The sequence below is a fragment of the Citrobacter sp. Cpa228 genome, from assembly GCF_030333085.1.
GTDB classification, from domain to species: domain Bacteria; phylum Pseudomonadota; class Gammaproteobacteria; order Enterobacterales; family Enterobacteriaceae; genus Citrobacter; species Citrobacter pasteurii.
This window is the reverse complement of sequence record NZ_JAOWGQ010000031.1, coordinates 179,386-197,243: the sequence shown is the minus strand read 5'-3', so window position 1 is coordinate 197,243 and position 17,858 is coordinate 179,386. Positions and strand designations below refer to the sequence as shown.

The following is a 17,858-nucleotide window of genomic DNA, read 5'->3' as shown; positions in this document are numbered from 1 at the left end:
CTCTTATTAATAATTAGTGACAATGTAACAATGTAAAGAGAAGTCTTATCGAACTACTTTACGACAAATATTCACAAAGTCGTTTTCAACCACTTTCCAGCTAAATTTTTGAGCTGTTTCAAAACCATTACTCCCCAGGCGCTCGCACAAAGCCGGCTCGTTTCTTAAGCGCACCAAAGCATCCTGTAGCTCTTCGTGACCCACCATCAGGGCATTTTCTTGATCAACAGCCATATCATGAAAAGCCACACAAGATTTATTGGCTATCACCGGTTTTCTGGCCAGCCAGGCTTCGAGCAACACTATACCAAAGCTTTCGCTTGAACTCATATTTACCAGAGCCAGACAAGACATCAATGCACCACGCACCACTGAACGCGGCTGCCTCCCCAAATAAGAAACGTGTGGGGATGTGATCATCAATCCGTCATCATCTGGACCAATCATTACTAATCGAAGTTTTTTACCAGACTGGTTAATAGATTCAACAGCCTGGATTACTGAACGATAACCCTTAGCTCCGGATTTACGCCCCAGGACCAGAACGAATTCATCATCACTGCCGTACACGCTTTCAAACTCATGGCGATCGCTCTCAAGGAACTCTTCATCAGTATCGGCACCGGCCGGAAGATATTCAGAGCAGCACCCTTTCTCAACATAGAATGCATTTGCAGCTTTAGGTACAGCGAGGACTTTTGTTGCATTTCGTGCAGCATGAATTAAATCTGGGAAATGGTAATAGTCATCATCCAGATGCGCGTGCGGTATCAATAATGAAGGCACATTATGCTGTTTCGCCAGGTCAAGAGCAAATACCGCTGGTTTGAAAACAATGTTGTGCGTTACTACCAAATCGTACTTACCAATGTTAGTAGCAATATAATGTTCCATCGACGAAGAGTGCGGACCTCTGATATCTGTCAGGTTGACACCTAATGGAAAACGTGTTTTCTCTGCAGCCGTAGACAGAACATCAAACACTTTGTCTGGCGAGATGCTTTGAGAACTTGCCAGAGTTGGTCGTGTCAGATCGAGTGGTGCACTATCAATAATTAACTCAGTAAGCATAAAACCTAATGGTCGAGGATCCTGCCCCCCCATAAATCGGCTAGATGTAAAGATCTCGAATATACCCGCATCAACTTCCAATTCAAGCGTAAAGTTATGCTCGATTTCCTGACTAAGGTAAATACCCCCATCAGGAGACTGCAATGTAATTAATGATTTTTCGGGGATATACCCTGTCAGTTTTACTTTACTTGCTTTTGCCACATTGACTGCACAAGAAGAGTAGCTCCAGCGATAGTGGCTAGAAACTTCACCCTCTAAATCAGCCCATCCCCATGCGAGCCCATCTAATGATAATTTATCGGTTTGTTGAACAATAGCCTTCTCAAATGCAGGCTGCACACGCCACGCTAGACTCGTTGCATTACTTAATGCTGAACTCGAACTATCATCAACAGGAAAGCGAGCAAAACGGAGATTAGACATTTCAATTGGTGCACCAATCTCGGCATCAAATTCGTAACGTTCCATGAAACGTGCATGATTAGTTGTTCGACTGACCTCTGTAGTCACGACATCAATTTCGAATTCTTGTGTGTCACCAAGCGCTTTCAAAAAACGCTTCAAATTTGACTCTGCCCCACCTAATTCAGGATGAGTATAGCGATATGTAACAAACAGTACCTTGCGTTTTGGTTTTTCCATGCTTAATAATAAATCCACGAATTTCTTCGCGATTCCCACCATAGAAAGTTCAGCACGGAATATATCTTTACGCTCTGCTCTCATTTCATCAGTGAAAACACCATCTGAAATAGATAAAGCATTTATCACATCTGAAAATGTTTCAGGTTCCGTCAGTGCGATATGTTTGTGAAGATGACTCGGATAGCCACGTAAACCAAATTTTGAGCTGACGACAAACAGACCATTCGCGAAGAAGTCTGCCAACTTAATATTAGATCCGCTACCTGAAGTCACAGGGTTCACTGCAAAAAGACAGTTTTGAAGGATAGCGGACTTGGCTTCTTCATCTACGACCCCCCACAGAATAACATTTTTCCCCGGATTGACGTTGATAGAGTTGCAAACTGACCCAACAATATTAAACTGAACATCTGGACATTTAGGCGCTATATTTTTTAATAAAAAATTGGCAGCATCCACATTTGGCATATGCGCGGATCCAAGAAATACTGCCGATTTTTTTATAATTCTCTGTGCTACTTGCTGACTAATATCATTAGTAATTGGGGACGGTAGCTGTGCTCCATTACGGACAACGATCATGGGTCCCGCTGTCTTTTTCCCGACTAAAAGACTATAAGCATCATCATCCGATACTGCAATTGTTGCCGCTGAACATTCAACCGCTTTTTTCTCAACGGATGTAACTAAATCAATCAAATAATCCTTCTTGGGATGCCATTCTAGTAGAGATTTTTTAAGAATTGTTTCGTCATTCTGCGAAGAATAGATAAAACGATCACGATAAGTAATCGGCACCGGTGCCATATATGGATGCTCGACAATTATAAATCGTGCAGATACTTTCAAGATATTATAAACAGCTACTAATAAATCATTCTTAGCACAATGCGCGCTAGCAATTATATCATCGCAGGACACATGAAATTGTGCGTTTAATTCATCAACTTGCTTACGATGTTCTGGTGATTTAGGGACGCAAATTACATATGTTTTTTCATTATACTTTTCCACAGACAACTTCTCATCGTCTGAGAAGCAAATGAAAACAACAGAGGATATATCATTAACAGCTTGATAGATCCCTCTGGTCCGAGTTGCGCCACCACCGACATTTAAAAATGAATTATAGTCATTAAGAACTAATGTGTAATTACTTGATTGTTTCTCAAGCCTATCTAGCTCAGGCAGGATATTTGCAACGATAACGTCCCACGTATAATTTTCGCTAGCAAATAATTTCCCTGCAAGACCTATCTCAACTGTGTTTGCAAAATCACTATCTGAAAGATGTTGCTTCAAAAGATCAGGGAAATCTTCCAACGCCCCTTCAATCACATTCTTACCAGACTCAGTATTAAATCCGCGCATGCCAAAAGGAGTAGACAAGATAGGTAAAGCATAGGCGAAGTAGTCTAGTGCTTTAATATTAGAACCGCTGCCTGACTCCATGGGATTTAATGCAATGCTCGCGTTTTCAAATAACCGAACTTTCTCTTCGTCAGTAACGCGGCCATGTCTAACAACATTTTTTACGTACTCACCTACTGGTAAACAATTACCAATAATATCGAATATAATATTAGGACATTTAGGAGCGATTTCTTTAGCAATATAGATTGCAGCGTTTACATTCGGTAAATGGGCGCTACCAACAAAAACGGCTGAATGCTTAACTTTTGTTGTTCTCCGGGGTATTACTCGATGGTTATCGACCATACCATTCGGAGAATAAAACATTACAGATTCTTTTTGAGGCGCGATCTTTTTAAATGATTCATAATCACTTTCACCGCAATAAAGTATCAGGTCAGCGTTATTCAGTAATTTCTTTTCAGCTTTAGAAACCAGGTCAACTATAGGTTGCGATTTCTCTGATGGATGAAGAGTCTGATATAATTCAGTCTCGCAATTATGCGAATTATAAATTCTTGGCTTACAATCTATACCCAGAAAAATGTCAAAATCAACGGTGAATGGGAAATCATGAATTATTATATCGGCAGATTCATATTCACTAAGATATGCTGCCAACATAGTTGTTGGATACTGTGCACTAGCGGCAATAGCAGGAGCAGACAGATCACCGTGGCCATCCGAAGTATAGCTTTCTAAATTTTGCCAGCATTGATCAAAATATTTATCCTTCGGGATTCGTCGCTCAACGAATGTCGCCGTATGATATATTTTTTCTTCTTTGACTCCCGGATGAGTAGAGGTTAGCAATGTTACATGATGATACTTGCTCAATGCTTTATAAAAATTATAAAGTTTGGACTCACCACCATTAGAGATCGGAACGAATGCCGGGAAGAAGTTAAGCGCAAGTATTTTTTTCATTATTTCCACAGCCATTGATTAGTAGAACCATGATTCAAGTACTGATTTCTTATCTTCATGGATACCTTTTTTCTTAATAGATAAAGAACCTTCTTGCTCTATTATTTTACAGTTATCTTCAGATACGGAACCATTTACAAATAAATCTAATGAGGAGGTATTATTGTAGCTTTCTTGCATCCCTCTTTTGATTCTACTTTTTAATTTTGGATAGCGATTCAAAAAACGCACAACACGTTGTTTCAGCAGTGGACGATTTTCGAAAAAGATTCGCGCAGCAGAAATTATGTCTTTACTTATCTTTTGCAACATGATTTTCTCCTGAAATCACCCACGGAACCGTAACACTTTTCTTACTAATCTTGATAGCAGCCTCACAGGATAAGTTATTTTCCAGGAAGTACTAGCATAAACTAAATTAAGCTCGTTGCGTAATTGGTTTTCAATATTATTCTTATCTATTATTCCAGCGATACGATTGTTAGTATCATCAATTTTCTCACTAAGATTATCGATTTTAGCTGAAAGTTTCCCATCCAGTTCATGATTATGAATAGATGAGTTACTGTCACAAGTATCAATTCTATTCTGGATAAGCTTAATTTGCCAATTCATATGATTTAGTGCTGATGACATATAGCTTTCCAGAATGGCTGAGACTGGGATATCTTCATTGGCCTCATTCTGATCAAGGAAAGCTGCATATATATTCTTAAAATTCCATTGATGACTTGGCAGAAGCCACACCTTAGCGATCCATTTTTTGTATTTTTCTGGGAAATCATGAGGAGATATAAACGGTGGCCGCTGACTCCCTTGTTCCCGAATTCTATGATGCGCTATTTCTTTAATAAGAGCAAAGAATGACAGTATTTGTCCATAGAGATCATCACCATCAGAAATTCGATTAGAGATAGAACCATAATCGATTAGATGAACCTTCCCATCATCTCCCAATAAAATATTCCAGGAGCGAAGATCGTTATGATATAAACCATTTTCCTCAAGAAGAATTATCTGTTCAAGAATATCTGCAACAATCTTCTCATCATCGTATTCATCACCTGCCATAATAATATCTAATAACAGACGACCTGGTGTTAAAGTTCTAACTAACCATGACTCACTCTCATTACTACCATAGCAGAGCAAATCTGAAGAACGAAACCCTTCGATTTTTCTTTCAAGGAAAACTGATTCATTCTTTAGCTCATTAAAATTACAATTGGTAGCGTCTTTTAAGAAAATCTTGATGATTTTGTTATCTGAGAAATAGTAACGCCGTTTGTCCCCGTGATAATAATTATCCAACTGGTGTGATCTACGCATTGCGTGCTCAATAACACCGAAGTTTCCATCAACGCTCCAGTATTTATTACTGGCGAAATATAAAGGACGCTCTACTATCGATAAATGTGTACCATGCATCGATAAATTATGATTAAAGGTGTAACTCTCAATCAGTTGACGAGGTTCTTCTGGTTGAGCGTCTGCCCAATACAATGGTTCGGAATTTAACGCAAACTCGAAAATGCCAGTTTCAACTTTACTGGACAACTCTTCAAAAAGTCCGAAAACATAATCAGCCCCATGCTCATAAACTAAATGATGGAATACGCTTAACCCAAGAACAAGGTCATATTCTTGTTCTTTGACTCTTTCCCGAATAATTGTTTCGATGCTACCCAGCAAGAACTCGATATCAAGACCATTGTTCTCATCTGCTAATTTATTGCAGACATTAATATTTGGCTGGCTGTAATCTACAGCTGTAACACTAGCTCCTCGAGCAGCTAAGTTCAGACTAAAGAATCCTTGCGCACAGCCTAAATCGAGTACTTTTAAAGGGCGCCCTTTATCCTTGGATATATAGTCATAAAACGATGTTATAGTTTCTAATCTATCGAAGCAGGCATGAGTTCGCGATGCTTGCGCATTAAATTCAGAGTGCTTGAAAATTGGCTGATAAACCTCTGGTAATTGCTTTACCAGTTCTGAAATTGATTGTTCTTTATATGTCATTAAATAAATTCCTCGATTTGCTCAAAATCAGCCTGCATATCAACCAATCCCCACATATGGACATGGTTTGTAACTTTTAATAATATAGAATCGTATCTTCTATCGATAGGATCTGTTGTTTTTGTCGGGTCCCCAGACGAAAGTCCTAACGAGAGTAGGTAGGCACCTTCATTTAAGCATAAGTTCATACTGAATTTATAAACTACAATATGACCAGACTTCCCAGTAGGTAATATTTTCCCTTTTGTGGAAAGATATGAATTACTTCCATAGATAAATACACCTTCAAGACTTTTGAGTAAAATCCCCGGAGTAACATGCTCAAAATCGTCTTCAAAAAGTACTTTCACATAAACATCTAATTTATCATTAGTATTGATTACAGTTGGATATTCTACACCGCCGCTTACCGTCAGGTAATCGATGATTTTTGCACCACCTTGCCCCCAGCGATGCTCCTCTTTCACATATCCAGGGTGTGTATGATAGAGATCTTCTGAATCTTGATTGATTTTAATTACATTGCTTTCATTATCTTGATTACTTGCAATATTCTCTTTCTTTTTACCAAACAAGTCATCCATATATAGATTAACGACTTCTCTGGAAGGACCATCAGCATAAACTTTGCCTGCTTTTAAAAAGATAGCTCTGTCACATTGCTTGGAGATATCCATTACAGCATGGGAAACAAGTAACAGAGTCATACCCTGTTTTTTGTACTCCGCAATCCTCGAATAACATTTCGCCTGAAAATACACATCGCCCACTGATAGAGCTTCATCGACAATAAGTATATCCGGTTTTGTCGCTGTGGCTACCGAGAATGCAAGACGGGCTTGCATCCCAGAAGAATACATCCTCAGTGGTTGATCAATATATTCTCCAATCTCTGCAAATGCTTCAATCTCAGGAAATAAACTATCAATTTCTTCAGTGGAATAGCCCAGCAGTTGACCAGCCATATACACATTCTGGCGACCTGAAAAATCTGGGTGGAACCCAATACCTAGCTCTAGTAGTGCTGCTATGCGTCCATTTACTTTTATTTCACCACTGCTAGGTTGTGTAGTACCAGTGATTAACTTTAGTAAGGTACTTTTACCGGCACCATTTACGCCAATGATTCCTACTGACTCGCCGGCTTCGATTGTAAAGTTAATATCATTAAGGACAGACTTGGTTTTGTGCCTCTTTTTCTTGGTAAACCCACACCACTCAATTAATCGCCCCCATTTATTTGGGTAACTTTTGTATTCTTTATATAATTGTTTAACAGTAATGCTACCCATTATAATTCATCCACCATTTCACCAATATGTTTTCTAAACAAATGCAAACCGATGAAACAAAGTATGATACCAAGACTAAGTGGGTAGATTAATCCAAGCCAACTTGGGAAAACTCCACTCACCAAAATCTTTTGACATGCTTCAATCACGCTAGCCATAGGATTTATTTTCATTAGGGGATGAATACTTGCAGGCAAAATTGTTGCTGGATATATAATTGGCGTCAGCCAAAACCAGAACTGCAAAACAATGCCAAAAAACTGCCCAACATCGCGAAAAAATACATTTAAAACGCCAGTAATAATACCTATTCCCATAGCAAGTATTATCATAACAATTAATACTGGAATAAGAGCCAAATAGGCAAACCCAGGAAAATCATTAGTTACAATTAAAAATATCGTAAATAAAGAAAATATGATAAAGAAATTGACTAATGCACTACCAATTACAGTAACAGGCAAGCATAATTTGGGGAAATTAATTTTCTTTATAAGATTGGCGTTATCCAAAAACATATTTTGAGATCTAAGCACAAGATCTGAGAACAATCCCCATGTCAAAATACCTGCACATATATAGATACTATAAGCATATTGTGAATCAACGCCGGGTAATTTTGCCCGCATAACTTGAGAAAATATAACTGTATACACCACTATCATTGATAGTGGATTTAATACACTCCAGGTTACCCCAAGCAAGGAGTTTCTATACTTTGACTGGAATTCTCTTTTAATGTTACCGAGAATAAACCCCCGATATTCCCATATTAACTCTATAACCTTCACTGTTTCACCTTTACTTGATGAAGACTTCTAAATCAGAAACTTTTAGTTTAACTTTTTCAGTATTAGATTTTGTTTCAACATTCAAACGCAATAATGGTTCTGTATTCGATGTACGGATATTAAATCGCCAGTCAGAAAACTCCATACTCAACCCATCTACCTTATCGATTTGCTCCGCCATCAGCGCGTATTGCTGCTCTATTGCCTCAATCATTACACTTGCATTGTTGACCTTATAGTTAATTTCACCGCTACAAGGATATGCATTCATACGCTCGCTCACTAGTGTCTCAAGCGATAAGTTGCTTTTGGCAATCAACTCTGCGACCAGAAGCCACGGAATCATCCCACTATCGCAATATGCAAAATCGCGGAAGTAGTGATGTGCACTCATCTCTCCGCCGTAGATCGCATCTTCCTTACGCATACGCTCTTTGATGAAGGCGTGACCCGTTTTAGACATCACAGGAATGCCGCCAGCTTTTGTCACAATATCGATGGTATTCCAGGTCAGTCGCGGGTCATGAATGATCTTCGCGCCCGGTTCTTTTTGTAAGAATGCTTCGGCTAACAGACCTACAATGTAATAGCCTTCGATAAACTGCCCTTCCCCATCAAACAGGAAGCAACGGTCAAAATCGCCGTCAAAAGCGATCCCTAAATCTGCGCCATGTTCTTTAACAGCATCGGCAGTGTCTTTGCGACATTCTGGTAACAGAGGATTAGGGATCCCATTAGGGAAAGTGCCATCCGGCTGGTGATGAACTTTAATAAATGAAACGGGGACACTAGCAGCAACGAAACGTTTTTCAATCGCGTCAATGACGTGGCCTGCGGCACCATTGCCAGAGTTAACCACAAGCTTCATTGGACGAGTGAAGTTCGCGAAATCAATGTAGCCCATTAAGTGATCGACATAAGCGTCAAGAATAGAAATCTTCTTGTAGCTTCCGCGCAGTTGGGCATCAACAGGCGCGAAATTATTTTCTTCGGCTAAACGCTGTACATCGCGTAGTCCTGTATCACCACTGATAGGTTTCGCATTTTCGCGAACCAGTTTCATTCCGTTATAATCCATCGGATTATGACTGGCGGTAACTTCGATGCCGCCATCTACACCAAGATGGAAGGTTGCAAAATAGATCTCTTCTGTCCCGCTTAAACCAATATCGAGGATATCGGTACCCGCATCCATTAGGCCATTCGCTAATGCCAGTTTCAGGCTCTCACTGGTTAAGCGTACGTCACCGCCCACCACGATTGTTTTAGGCTTGAGGAATTCACCGTATGCGCGACCAATGCGATACGCAATATCTTCATTTAATTCTTCGCCTAATTTTCCACGAATATCATAGGCTTTAAAACAAGTCAGCTTAGACATAGATCTTTATACCTTCAAAATTAGCAACGACCATACTGGTCTTTAATACGAATAATGTCGTCATCCCCTAAATAGGAGCCAGATTGGATCTCAAGCAGTTCCAATGGAATCTTGCCTGGGTTTTCCAGTCGATGTTGTGCTCCGATGGGAATAAAGGTTGATTGGTTTTCAGTCAGCAGGAATTTTTGATCTTTAATCGTTACTTCACCCGTGCCAGACAGCACAACCCAGTGTTCGGTCCGGTGATGATGCATCTGCATCGAAAACGCTGCACCCGGTTTAACGGTGATTCGATTTACATTAAAACGCTCGGTCTGTACCACCACATCGCATCGCCCCCACGGACGGTATATTTCCCGGTGACGCTTATATTCACTGCGATGATTAGCTTTAAGATACTCAACAACTTTCTTAACATCCTGCACCTGATCTTTATCAACGACCAGTACAGCATCTTTTGTATTGATGATCACCAGATTATCGACACCGATAGCTGCGACCAATTTTTCATCAGTGTTGATATAGCAGTTATTTGCGTTGTGCATGAAGGTATCACCCGTCAGGACATTACCTTTTTTATCTTTAGGACTCACTTCCCATAGTGCCGACCAGGAACCCACGTCACTCCAGTCTGCATCAAGCCCAACGACGACAGCGTCTGTCGTCTTCTCCATGACCGCGTAGTCAACGGATTCATCCGGACAAGCGATAAACAGATCGCGATCGATCTTGATAAACTCATCGCTATCTTTGCAACCGCGGATTGCCGCCTTGCAGGACTCAAGAATATCGGGTCTGAATTTTTCCAGTTCTTCAAGATATTTCTTGGCCCGGAACATGAACATTCCGCTGTTCCAGTAATATTCACCAGAAGCTAAATAACCTTCCGCGGTTTCTTTGTTCGGTTTTTCCACGAAACGGCTAACCTGGTAAGCGATATTCTCACCAAGAACCTCTTCCTTACCGCGGTGAATATAGCCATAACCCGTTTCTGCACCGGTTGGTACAATCCCAAATGTGACAAGGCGCCCCTGCATGGCAAATTTAAATGCTGACTTTACCGCCTGGTGAAATGCCGGTTTATTGTTAATGATGTGATCTGCGGCTAATACCAGAAGAATTGGGTCATCGCCATTCTCTATTGCACTTAATGCTGCCAGCGCTATTGCTGGCGCAGTATTGCGGCCAACGGGTTCAAGAATGATATTATGAGAGAGCTTATTAATTTGTCTTAGTTGCTCAGCAACAAGAAATCTGTGTTCCTGATTGCAAATGACTACCGGTTCCCGTGCATCGACATCATCCAGACGAAGCACAGTTTCTTGCAGCATTGAACGCTGTCCATACAAACGAAGAAACTGTTTTGGGTAGAGCTCGCGCGACATCGGCCATAAACGACTACCGGTACCACCGGCCATTATCACAGGAAGTAACATCTTAGGTCCTTAAATATCAATGCGTTATACTAAACCAACAGAAGAGTTTCATCGTCGCTCAATGAAAAATGGGCACGCTACCGCACTGGCTCTACAGCTACCAGGACACTGCTCATTTTATGTTGGGCAAACAAATTGCTGATAACCCTCAACGAATTAAGGAATATCTCAACCGAATATTCTCTTATTTATTCACTGTGTAGACAAGAAAAATGTCCTACGGCGGACCGGTAATTTCTTACCGATCTACCTTTTTTAGTATTTGAAATTTAAAAAAAACATTTATAGCAGCATTCTGCGGGTATCAGACAAATCATGACTCTTTACATATACTGCTACGATACTCGGTTCAAATCGTAGGCAACGAGGGTAGCAATAGCACTAGCTCAGCAGTTTTAAAATTTGATCCCTGAACTTCGGCCCTTCTTTCAGGTTGCGCAGTCCGTACTTCACAAATGCCTGCATGTAGCCCATTTTCTTACCACAGTCGTAGCTATCGCCGGTCATCAACATGGCATCAACAGACTGTTTTTTCGCCAGCTCAGCGATAGCATCCGTAAGCTGAATACGCCCCCACGCACCAGGCTGCGTGCGCTCAATTTCCGCCCAAATATCAGCAGAAAGCACATAACGCCCTACGGCCATCAGGTCCGAATCAAGGGTTTGCGGCTGGTCGGGTTTTTCAATGAATTCAACGATGCGACTGACCTTACCTTCGTTGTCTAAAGGCTCTTTGGTCTGAATAACGGAATACTCGGAAAGATCGCCAGCCATACGTTTTGCCAGCACCTGGCTACGCCCGGTCTCATTAAAGCGGGCCACCATTGCGGCCAGGTTGTAACGCAGCGGATCCGCGCTCGCCGTGTCAAGAATGACGTCAGGTAACACCACCACGAAAGGGTTGTCTCCGATTATCGGGCGCGCGCAAAGAATCGAGTGACCCAGACCAAGCAATTGTGCCTGACGAACGTTCATGATAGTCACACCTGGAGGGCAGATGGACTGCACTTCGGCCAGTAACTGGCGTTTAACACGCTGTTCAAGCAGTGATTCAAGTTCATAAGAGGTGTCGAAGTGGTTCTCAACCGCGTTCTTAGACGCATGTGTTACCAGAACGATTTCTTTGATACCTGCAGCTACAATCTCGTCGACAATGTATTGAATCATCGGCTTATCAACGATTGGTAGCATCTCTTTTGGGATGGCCTTTGTGGCAGGCAACATGTGCATCCCGAGGCCCGCTACCGGAATAACTGCTTTCAAATTAATCATTAAGTCATTCACCTATTCAATAGTTGCTGAATTATAGCTTTTTAGCTTGTTTTAGCCAGTATGAATTACATTGCTCAGTTAGGACGCATGTTACGCCGCTTATCGGCAGAATGCAGTAATCATAATCTTAGCCGGGTAGGTTTTTAGCCAGGAATGGTCGTAAAATTACCGGCCCGGTAGTCGAAAATTCACCGCCGCGACATTCACGACCTGGTGGTTTACGCCGTCAATATCAACCGAGCTTTGTCCTGCTTCATTAACTGCATGAACATTGGCCAGCGAGAGCAATGTCCCCTGTTTGGCCATAAACTGACCGCGGACATCTTTGCGCAGATCAAAGTGCATCTTAAGCGCCGGCCCTATGGTGGATTGCTGCATCACATTGATATTTCGCAAGAAAAGATGTTGAGGTTTGTTGTGCAGCTCCAGCGTCGCGCGCTTCATCTCAACGTTAGTAATGGCCACAAATGAAGTTGCATTACCAGAGGAAATCTGAATACCACGTAATTTATAATCGAGTTGTGTGTTATCCAGTTGAATATTATTTAACTTAAAGTTTTGTGGGATGGACAAATATCGTCCTTTGATCACACCGTAACCAATCAGCATCCCTGCGCTATTTTTCATATTGATATTATCGATAACGAAATTATCACATCCATAAATAGCGACTGTAGCATTGTCGATACCTGCTTTCTTGCTGAAATCCGGGGTGATATTTTGTGCGGTAATATTACGAATGATAAAATGTTTGCCGTTCTCGACATGGACTAACTGCCGACAATCCGAGCCCGTTATATTGGCAACCACAAATCTTTTCACCGCCAGTTCGTCTGGATAGGTGTTGTCGTACGTACTACCTGCCAGCCCAATACCGATACCCCAGTTAACATTTCCGTTCGTACAATTGATGCGTTCTATAACATGGTCTGAAATCACGATGTCACTGTCGTTTATCGCGACATTCCACTCGATGGCGTCCCCCTGTAAATCACTAAAACGACTGTTGGTTATCCGTACCCCATCCATCTGGTTATGAAACCCCTGACGCAGGATCCCGTAATTCGCATCAGTGACAGTAATGTCATCAATGGTGAGGTTGCGCATCGCTCGCTGCGTTTTCCCCCCGATATAAATTTGCGCCACGGGGGCGAAACCGCTCATGGCTATGCCTTTTATCACACAGTCGGATCCCCTAACATCAAGGGTAATATTTCGCAAGCGCCCCCCCTGCTCCCCTGTCACGCGACAGCCATCCTGCAGAATAAATCGCCCACGACTGCTGCTACTGACCCCGCCTTGCAGATGCAACATTTTACCTGGTGGGATCACGATTGCGGTATTGATATTCCTGCACTCCAGACCAGCAGGTACGACAACGGTTTGCGCGTCTATAAATGCCTGCCGGAAAGAAGCCACCCAATCCTGTGGATTGTAATCCTGAATGTTGACGCTGCCCGATGATTCAAGCGCCCGGGCGACGGGAGAATGCAGTACGACAAGCGCAGAACCTGCCGTCAGAAAAGTACGTCGGGAGAGTTTTTTCTCTGGCATACAACCTCGATTTACATCGTTTTCAGCAGACTGGCTAACTGTTTGTTGATCGCAAGCTGGTTAAATTCAGCGGCTATTTTTTCGCGGGCGCACGCCACCACCGGCTTCACTTGCTCACTGTCGAGCACACTGACCGTCGCTAATCGCTCCGCCAGGGCCTGAGCATCATTCTCCGGTGCCAGCCAGCCGGACCTTCCAGATTCCACCAGCTCAGGGATCCCACTGTGAACGGTAGAGACGACCGGTATCCCTACGGCCATGGCCTCCATCAACGCCACCGGGATCCCTTCCATGTCACCATCAATTCCCGTGACAGAAGGCAACAGGAAGACATCCGCCTGTTCAAGCATCTCTTTAACCTGATGACTGGGTTTAAATCCTGACATTTCAATCACGTCATCCAGTTGATATTGCTCGATAAGCGTACGTAACCGACGCTCCCAAGGGCCAATTCCCAGAATGCGATAACGAAATGAGATACCCCGCTCCTTCAACTGGCGGCACGCTTCGATAGCGACATGCAGCCCTTTTTTCTCGGTTAACCGTGCAACGGAGAGAATTTCTAGCGGCGTACCCGGCGCTTTCACCTCACGAGGTGTAAAACGCGTCATATCAATCCCCATACGCGATACCGCAATTTTATGCGGTGGGCATCCCATATTCCGCAAACGTCCGGCCCAGAGATTGCTGATGGGTAACATCAAATCACCGCGCTGAAACAGCTTCTGATATTCAGGGGTATAGCGGGCAAGGATGTCCCGGTGTGAAACATCAATACCATGGAAGACAGTGGCTATTTTGCCGCGAATCACGCCGAGTTCACGTAGTTTGGCCGCCGTTACGCCAGCGGGTCCAAAGTGCGCAATAAAGACATCGGCCAGGAATGCTCGTGGGGTTAGCGCACAGATGGACGCTAGAATCAGATTACGCGCCTCATCGCCATAGCGTGGAACGTTGAGCGCTTTCCAGGTCGCTGTCCGGGTAATGCCTTGTAAAATCGTCGTGATGCGATATTTCAGCTTCGCCAACCTGCCAGTCGGCTCTTTCAATAACCATCGCGTTTTATCACCCAGACAGTAGTCCACATAGGAAGCATGGGTGTTATCAAGATCGCCCTGATATAACGCGATAATTTCAACATCGTGCCCCATATCAATAAACGCGGTGATCTGATTCAGCACAAAGGTTTCAGAGGACAGCGGAAATTTAAGCAGGAAAAAACTGACTTTCATTTCCCCTCCTCAATACGCGTTAGTACCGATTGCACCATATGCATACCGTGTTCACGTTCACGCTTAACAGCCTCCGCCACCCTGACGTTAAGTTCAGCCAACCGTCCCAGGGTATCGGCAACCCTGCCCTCAAGGCTACCATCCAGCAGATGGCGGATATCAACCGCCATTTCCGCTAACCCCAGTTGCTGCATAATTCCCGCCGATTTGTGCTCATAATTAATGGCTATCGCCGGCGTCATAAAGTTCATCGAGATGATGGCAGAGTGCAGGCGTGTGCCCACCGTCAGGTCACATGCGCCCAATATTTTTCCCATTTCGAGATCGTTTAGTTCATCCATTACCACGTGATAACGGGCCGGATCGTTAACGTACTGACGCAGGTTCAGTGCAACCATGCGATCATCTTTGTTGTAACTATCAATACCGGTACAGGTTGAGAGCGCCATCACCTGGTAACCTTCATCAAGGATCCGATTAACCACGCCGGCAAAGGCTTGCTCATAGGCCTGTTGTGTGGTTCCAAGACGCTTATCAAACGGCGCCAGTTCACGTAATGTAATGGCGACAGTCTTCTGCTTTGCAGCCGCTTGTAGCCAGTGCTGTACGGCATAACCCGGGTCAAAGTCATCGTGATGGTTGTCTACCAGCCAGGCGGTATCCACCCCCGACTCGACTTTCTCTGTCGTTATGTCACTGCGTTTCATCAGTTCCAGACTGACCGATTCGCGTAAAATTAGCGCCTTGCAGTGCCCAAAAACGTAGTTCGCCAACTGATTGAACTGTTCATCCTGAAATGGCCCTACGCTATGACCAATCATGTACAGCGGTTTTTTAGCCATAAACGAACACAAGGCATGTTCAAACTGCGGCACGCCATACAGATCGACAAAAAACGATCCGCCGACCTGGATAATGGCGTCATAACGCGACAACAGACGGACAAAGTCAGTAAACCCCTGAGCGATAGCGATATTGCGCAGATTTCCGGAATCGGTGACGCGCGAGAGCAACACCTGATGCTGATAGCGACGACGCAGCACTTTCTTTACACGGCCCATGACGCCTGCAGCATTGTTATGCTGCTTCATCTGTGAATACAGAGGATCACCCATCACCGGTCGGTTTAGTAACCAGGAGGAACTCACCGGGTAGCGGCTCATCACATCCACTTCCGTCTCAGGCTGGAGCGTATGAATGGCATCCAGCAAACCACGTAAAATAGCGCTGTCCCCGCGATTACCGCAGGTGTGGTTGCCCAAAATCAGTAATTTCATCATGACCTCTTAAAATCAGTGCGGATGACGGTTTTCCCGTCCCCGGACGACAACAAACGCAATTCACCCTGCGCGGAACAAGGCTTTCATTTTTTCACCACGGCAGAACTGGCGTTTGATTTCTACCACCAGCGGATCACGCGACAGCACAATCATCACGACAAACGCCAGCGCGCCAGCGGTTATCTGTAGGCTCAGCAACGCACTTAACGGCAATTTATTTTGCAATGTCATTCCCAGTGCGTAGCTCACCACCAGCGTGGGTAAAGAGAGATAGAACGGTAGCCACAGGCTGAGCATGTACTGCCGATAGCTCGGTCCCAGTACCGGTTTGATCATCACGAAATAGCTCAGGATGGTGTTTATGACCTGTACCAGTAAAAAACCCAGCGTGACGCCAATAACTCCCGCCATATTTCCGCCAACCAGGATCGCGGGGATAAACAAAAAGGTTTTGAATATATTGAATTTGAAGCTGATATCGACCCGTGCTTTGGCCATCAGCAGAGAGCCTATTGGATTACCGACTGAGCGCAGCAGACCCACAATGCACAGCAATTGCAGCACCGGAACAATACTGTTCCACTTTTCACCAAACACCAGCGGTACGACGTTATTTGATACCACCATCAGTCCCAGTAGGGCCGGGAAATTGATAATGCCAACAACAGATAGCAGCTTGTAAAAATTGACCCGTAGTTTTACGGTATCGTCCTGAATTTTGGCAAACGCAGGAAACAGTACTCGGGTAATTATCGGATTCAGTTTGATTGGCGGTACAACTGCCACGTTCCAGGCAAGATTGAAGCCTCCCGCCACGCCAGCCCCCAGGGTTCTGGCCAGCACCAGCGTCGAAAGGTTGGTGTTCACATAATTGATAATGCTGTCCGCCGTCAGCCATGCCCCAAAGCGCAGATTTTGCGACACGGATGAAAGTGAAAAACACAGCCCTGGTCGATATATTTTGCGGCCAAAATAGCCAAACAGCAGCGTACGTAGCGTACTGTTCACCAGATATCCAACAGTGGCCGTCATGGCGATCGGCCAAAAATGCGCGCTAACCACAGTAAAAGTAAAACCGGCCAGTACTGAACTGGTTTCAATCAGGCCAATTTTGTTGAAGGCCAGTTCTTTTTGCATCAGCGCACGGAACTGCTGCCCATGCGGGATCACCACAAACGCCAGCGCTAAGGTTTTAATCAGTGGCACCAGCTCAGGGTTATTAAGCGCATCGGCAATGGTTTCGCTGAGCGCAAACATAGCAATACATACGACTATCCCCAGCCCAACGTTTAACCAGTACAAGGTGGTTAGTTCAAGATAACCTATCTCTTTGCGCTGAATAATCGAGTTGGCGATGCCAAAATCAGACAGCGTATCGGCCAGCGCAATAATCACCAGCGACACGGTTAATAACCCGAACTGATGATTATCAATAATCCGCGCCAGAACCGTCATCTGAATGAGCCCCAGACCGATGATGATTACCGTAGCAATGGCTGACCATTTAGCACCGTTGAGGGTTTTTTCTCGTAAGCTCAT

12 protein-coding genes are annotated in these 17,858 nt (G+C 43.7%); all 12 read right to left on the bottom strand.

Translation table 11 applies throughout. The features are described from left to right. Positions 1–45: 45 nt before the first annotated feature. The gene (locus OGX91_RS02055) at positions 46–4,059 is read right to left on the bottom strand and encodes a glycosyltransferase (protein ID WP_199947532.1); all 4,014 of its coding nucleotides are present in this window, start codon (positions 4,057–4,059) and stop codon (positions 46–48) included. Between the two features lie 18 nt (positions 4,060–4,077). After that, positions 4,078–4,371, bottom strand: a complete 294-nt coding sequence (locus tag OGX91_RS02050) for a hypothetical protein (protein WP_005122434.1) — start codon at positions 4,369–4,371, stop codon at positions 4,078–4,080. A gap of 15 nt (positions 4,372–4,386) precedes the next feature. Next, positions 4,387–6,081 carry a methyltransferase domain-containing protein gene (locus OGX91_RS02045; RefSeq protein ID WP_199947533.1) on the bottom strand — a complete coding sequence of 565 codons (1,695 nt, stop codon included), beginning with the start codon at positions 6,079–6,081 and terminating at the stop codon, positions 4,387–4,389. Next, a complete protein-coding gene (locus OGX91_RS02040; protein WP_199947534.1) occupies positions 6,081–7,373 on the bottom strand; it encodes an ABC transporter ATP-binding protein in 1,293 nt (430 codons plus the stop codon). Before OGX91_RS02040 ends, OGX91_RS02045 begins: the two co-directional genes overlap by 1 nt. After that, positions 7,373–8,164 (bottom strand): ABC transporter permease, encoded by a 792-nt coding sequence (locus OGX91_RS02035; RefSeq protein ID WP_005122439.1) that lies wholly within the window; start codon positions 8,162–8,164, stop codon positions 7,373–7,375. The genes OGX91_RS02040 and OGX91_RS02035 overlap by 1 nt, the downstream gene beginning before the upstream one ends. Before the next feature lie 10 nt (positions 8,165–8,174). Beyond that, on the bottom strand, positions 8,175–9,545 hold the full coding sequence (cpsG, locus tag OGX91_RS02030) for a phosphomannomutase CpsG (protein ID WP_040231892.1): 1,371 nt from the start codon (positions 9,543–9,545) through the stop codon (positions 8,175–8,177). Positions 9,546–9,565: 20 nt separating this feature from the next. Further along, positions 9,566–10,981, bottom strand: a complete 1,416-nt coding sequence (locus tag OGX91_RS02025) for a mannose-1-phosphate guanylyltransferase/mannose-6-phosphate isomerase (RefSeq protein WP_005122441.1) — start codon at positions 10,979–10,981, stop codon at positions 9,566–9,568. Between the two features lie 381 nt (positions 10,982–11,362). Further along, positions 11,363–12,253 (bottom strand): GalU regulator GalF, encoded by an 891-nt coding sequence (gene galF, locus OGX91_RS02020; RefSeq protein WP_005122445.1) that lies wholly within the window; start codon positions 12,251–12,253, stop codon positions 11,363–11,365. Positions 12,254–12,418: 165 nt separating this feature from the next. Next, positions 12,419–13,807 (bottom strand): colanic acid biosynthesis protein WcaM, encoded by a 1,389-nt coding sequence (gene wcaM, locus OGX91_RS02015; protein WP_005122446.1) that lies wholly within the window; start codon positions 13,805–13,807, stop codon positions 12,419–12,421. A gap of 11 nt (positions 13,808–13,818) precedes the next feature. Further along, a complete protein-coding gene (wcaL, locus tag OGX91_RS02010; RefSeq protein ID WP_199947535.1) occupies positions 13,819–15,039 on the bottom strand; it encodes a colanic acid biosynthesis glycosyltransferase WcaL in 1,221 nt (406 codons plus the stop codon). Then, the gene (wcaK, locus tag OGX91_RS02005) at positions 15,036–16,316 is read right to left on the bottom strand and encodes a colanic acid biosynthesis pyruvyl transferase WcaK (RefSeq protein ID WP_040231891.1); all 1,281 of its coding nucleotides are present in this window, start codon (positions 16,314–16,316) and stop codon (positions 15,036–15,038) included. Before wcaK ends, wcaL begins: the two co-directional genes overlap by 4 nt. 63 nt (positions 16,317–16,379) lie before the next feature. Then, entirely contained in the window at positions 16,380–17,858 is a 1,479-nt protein-coding gene (locus OGX91_RS02000) for an MOP flippase family protein (protein ID WP_286625311.1), read from the bottom strand.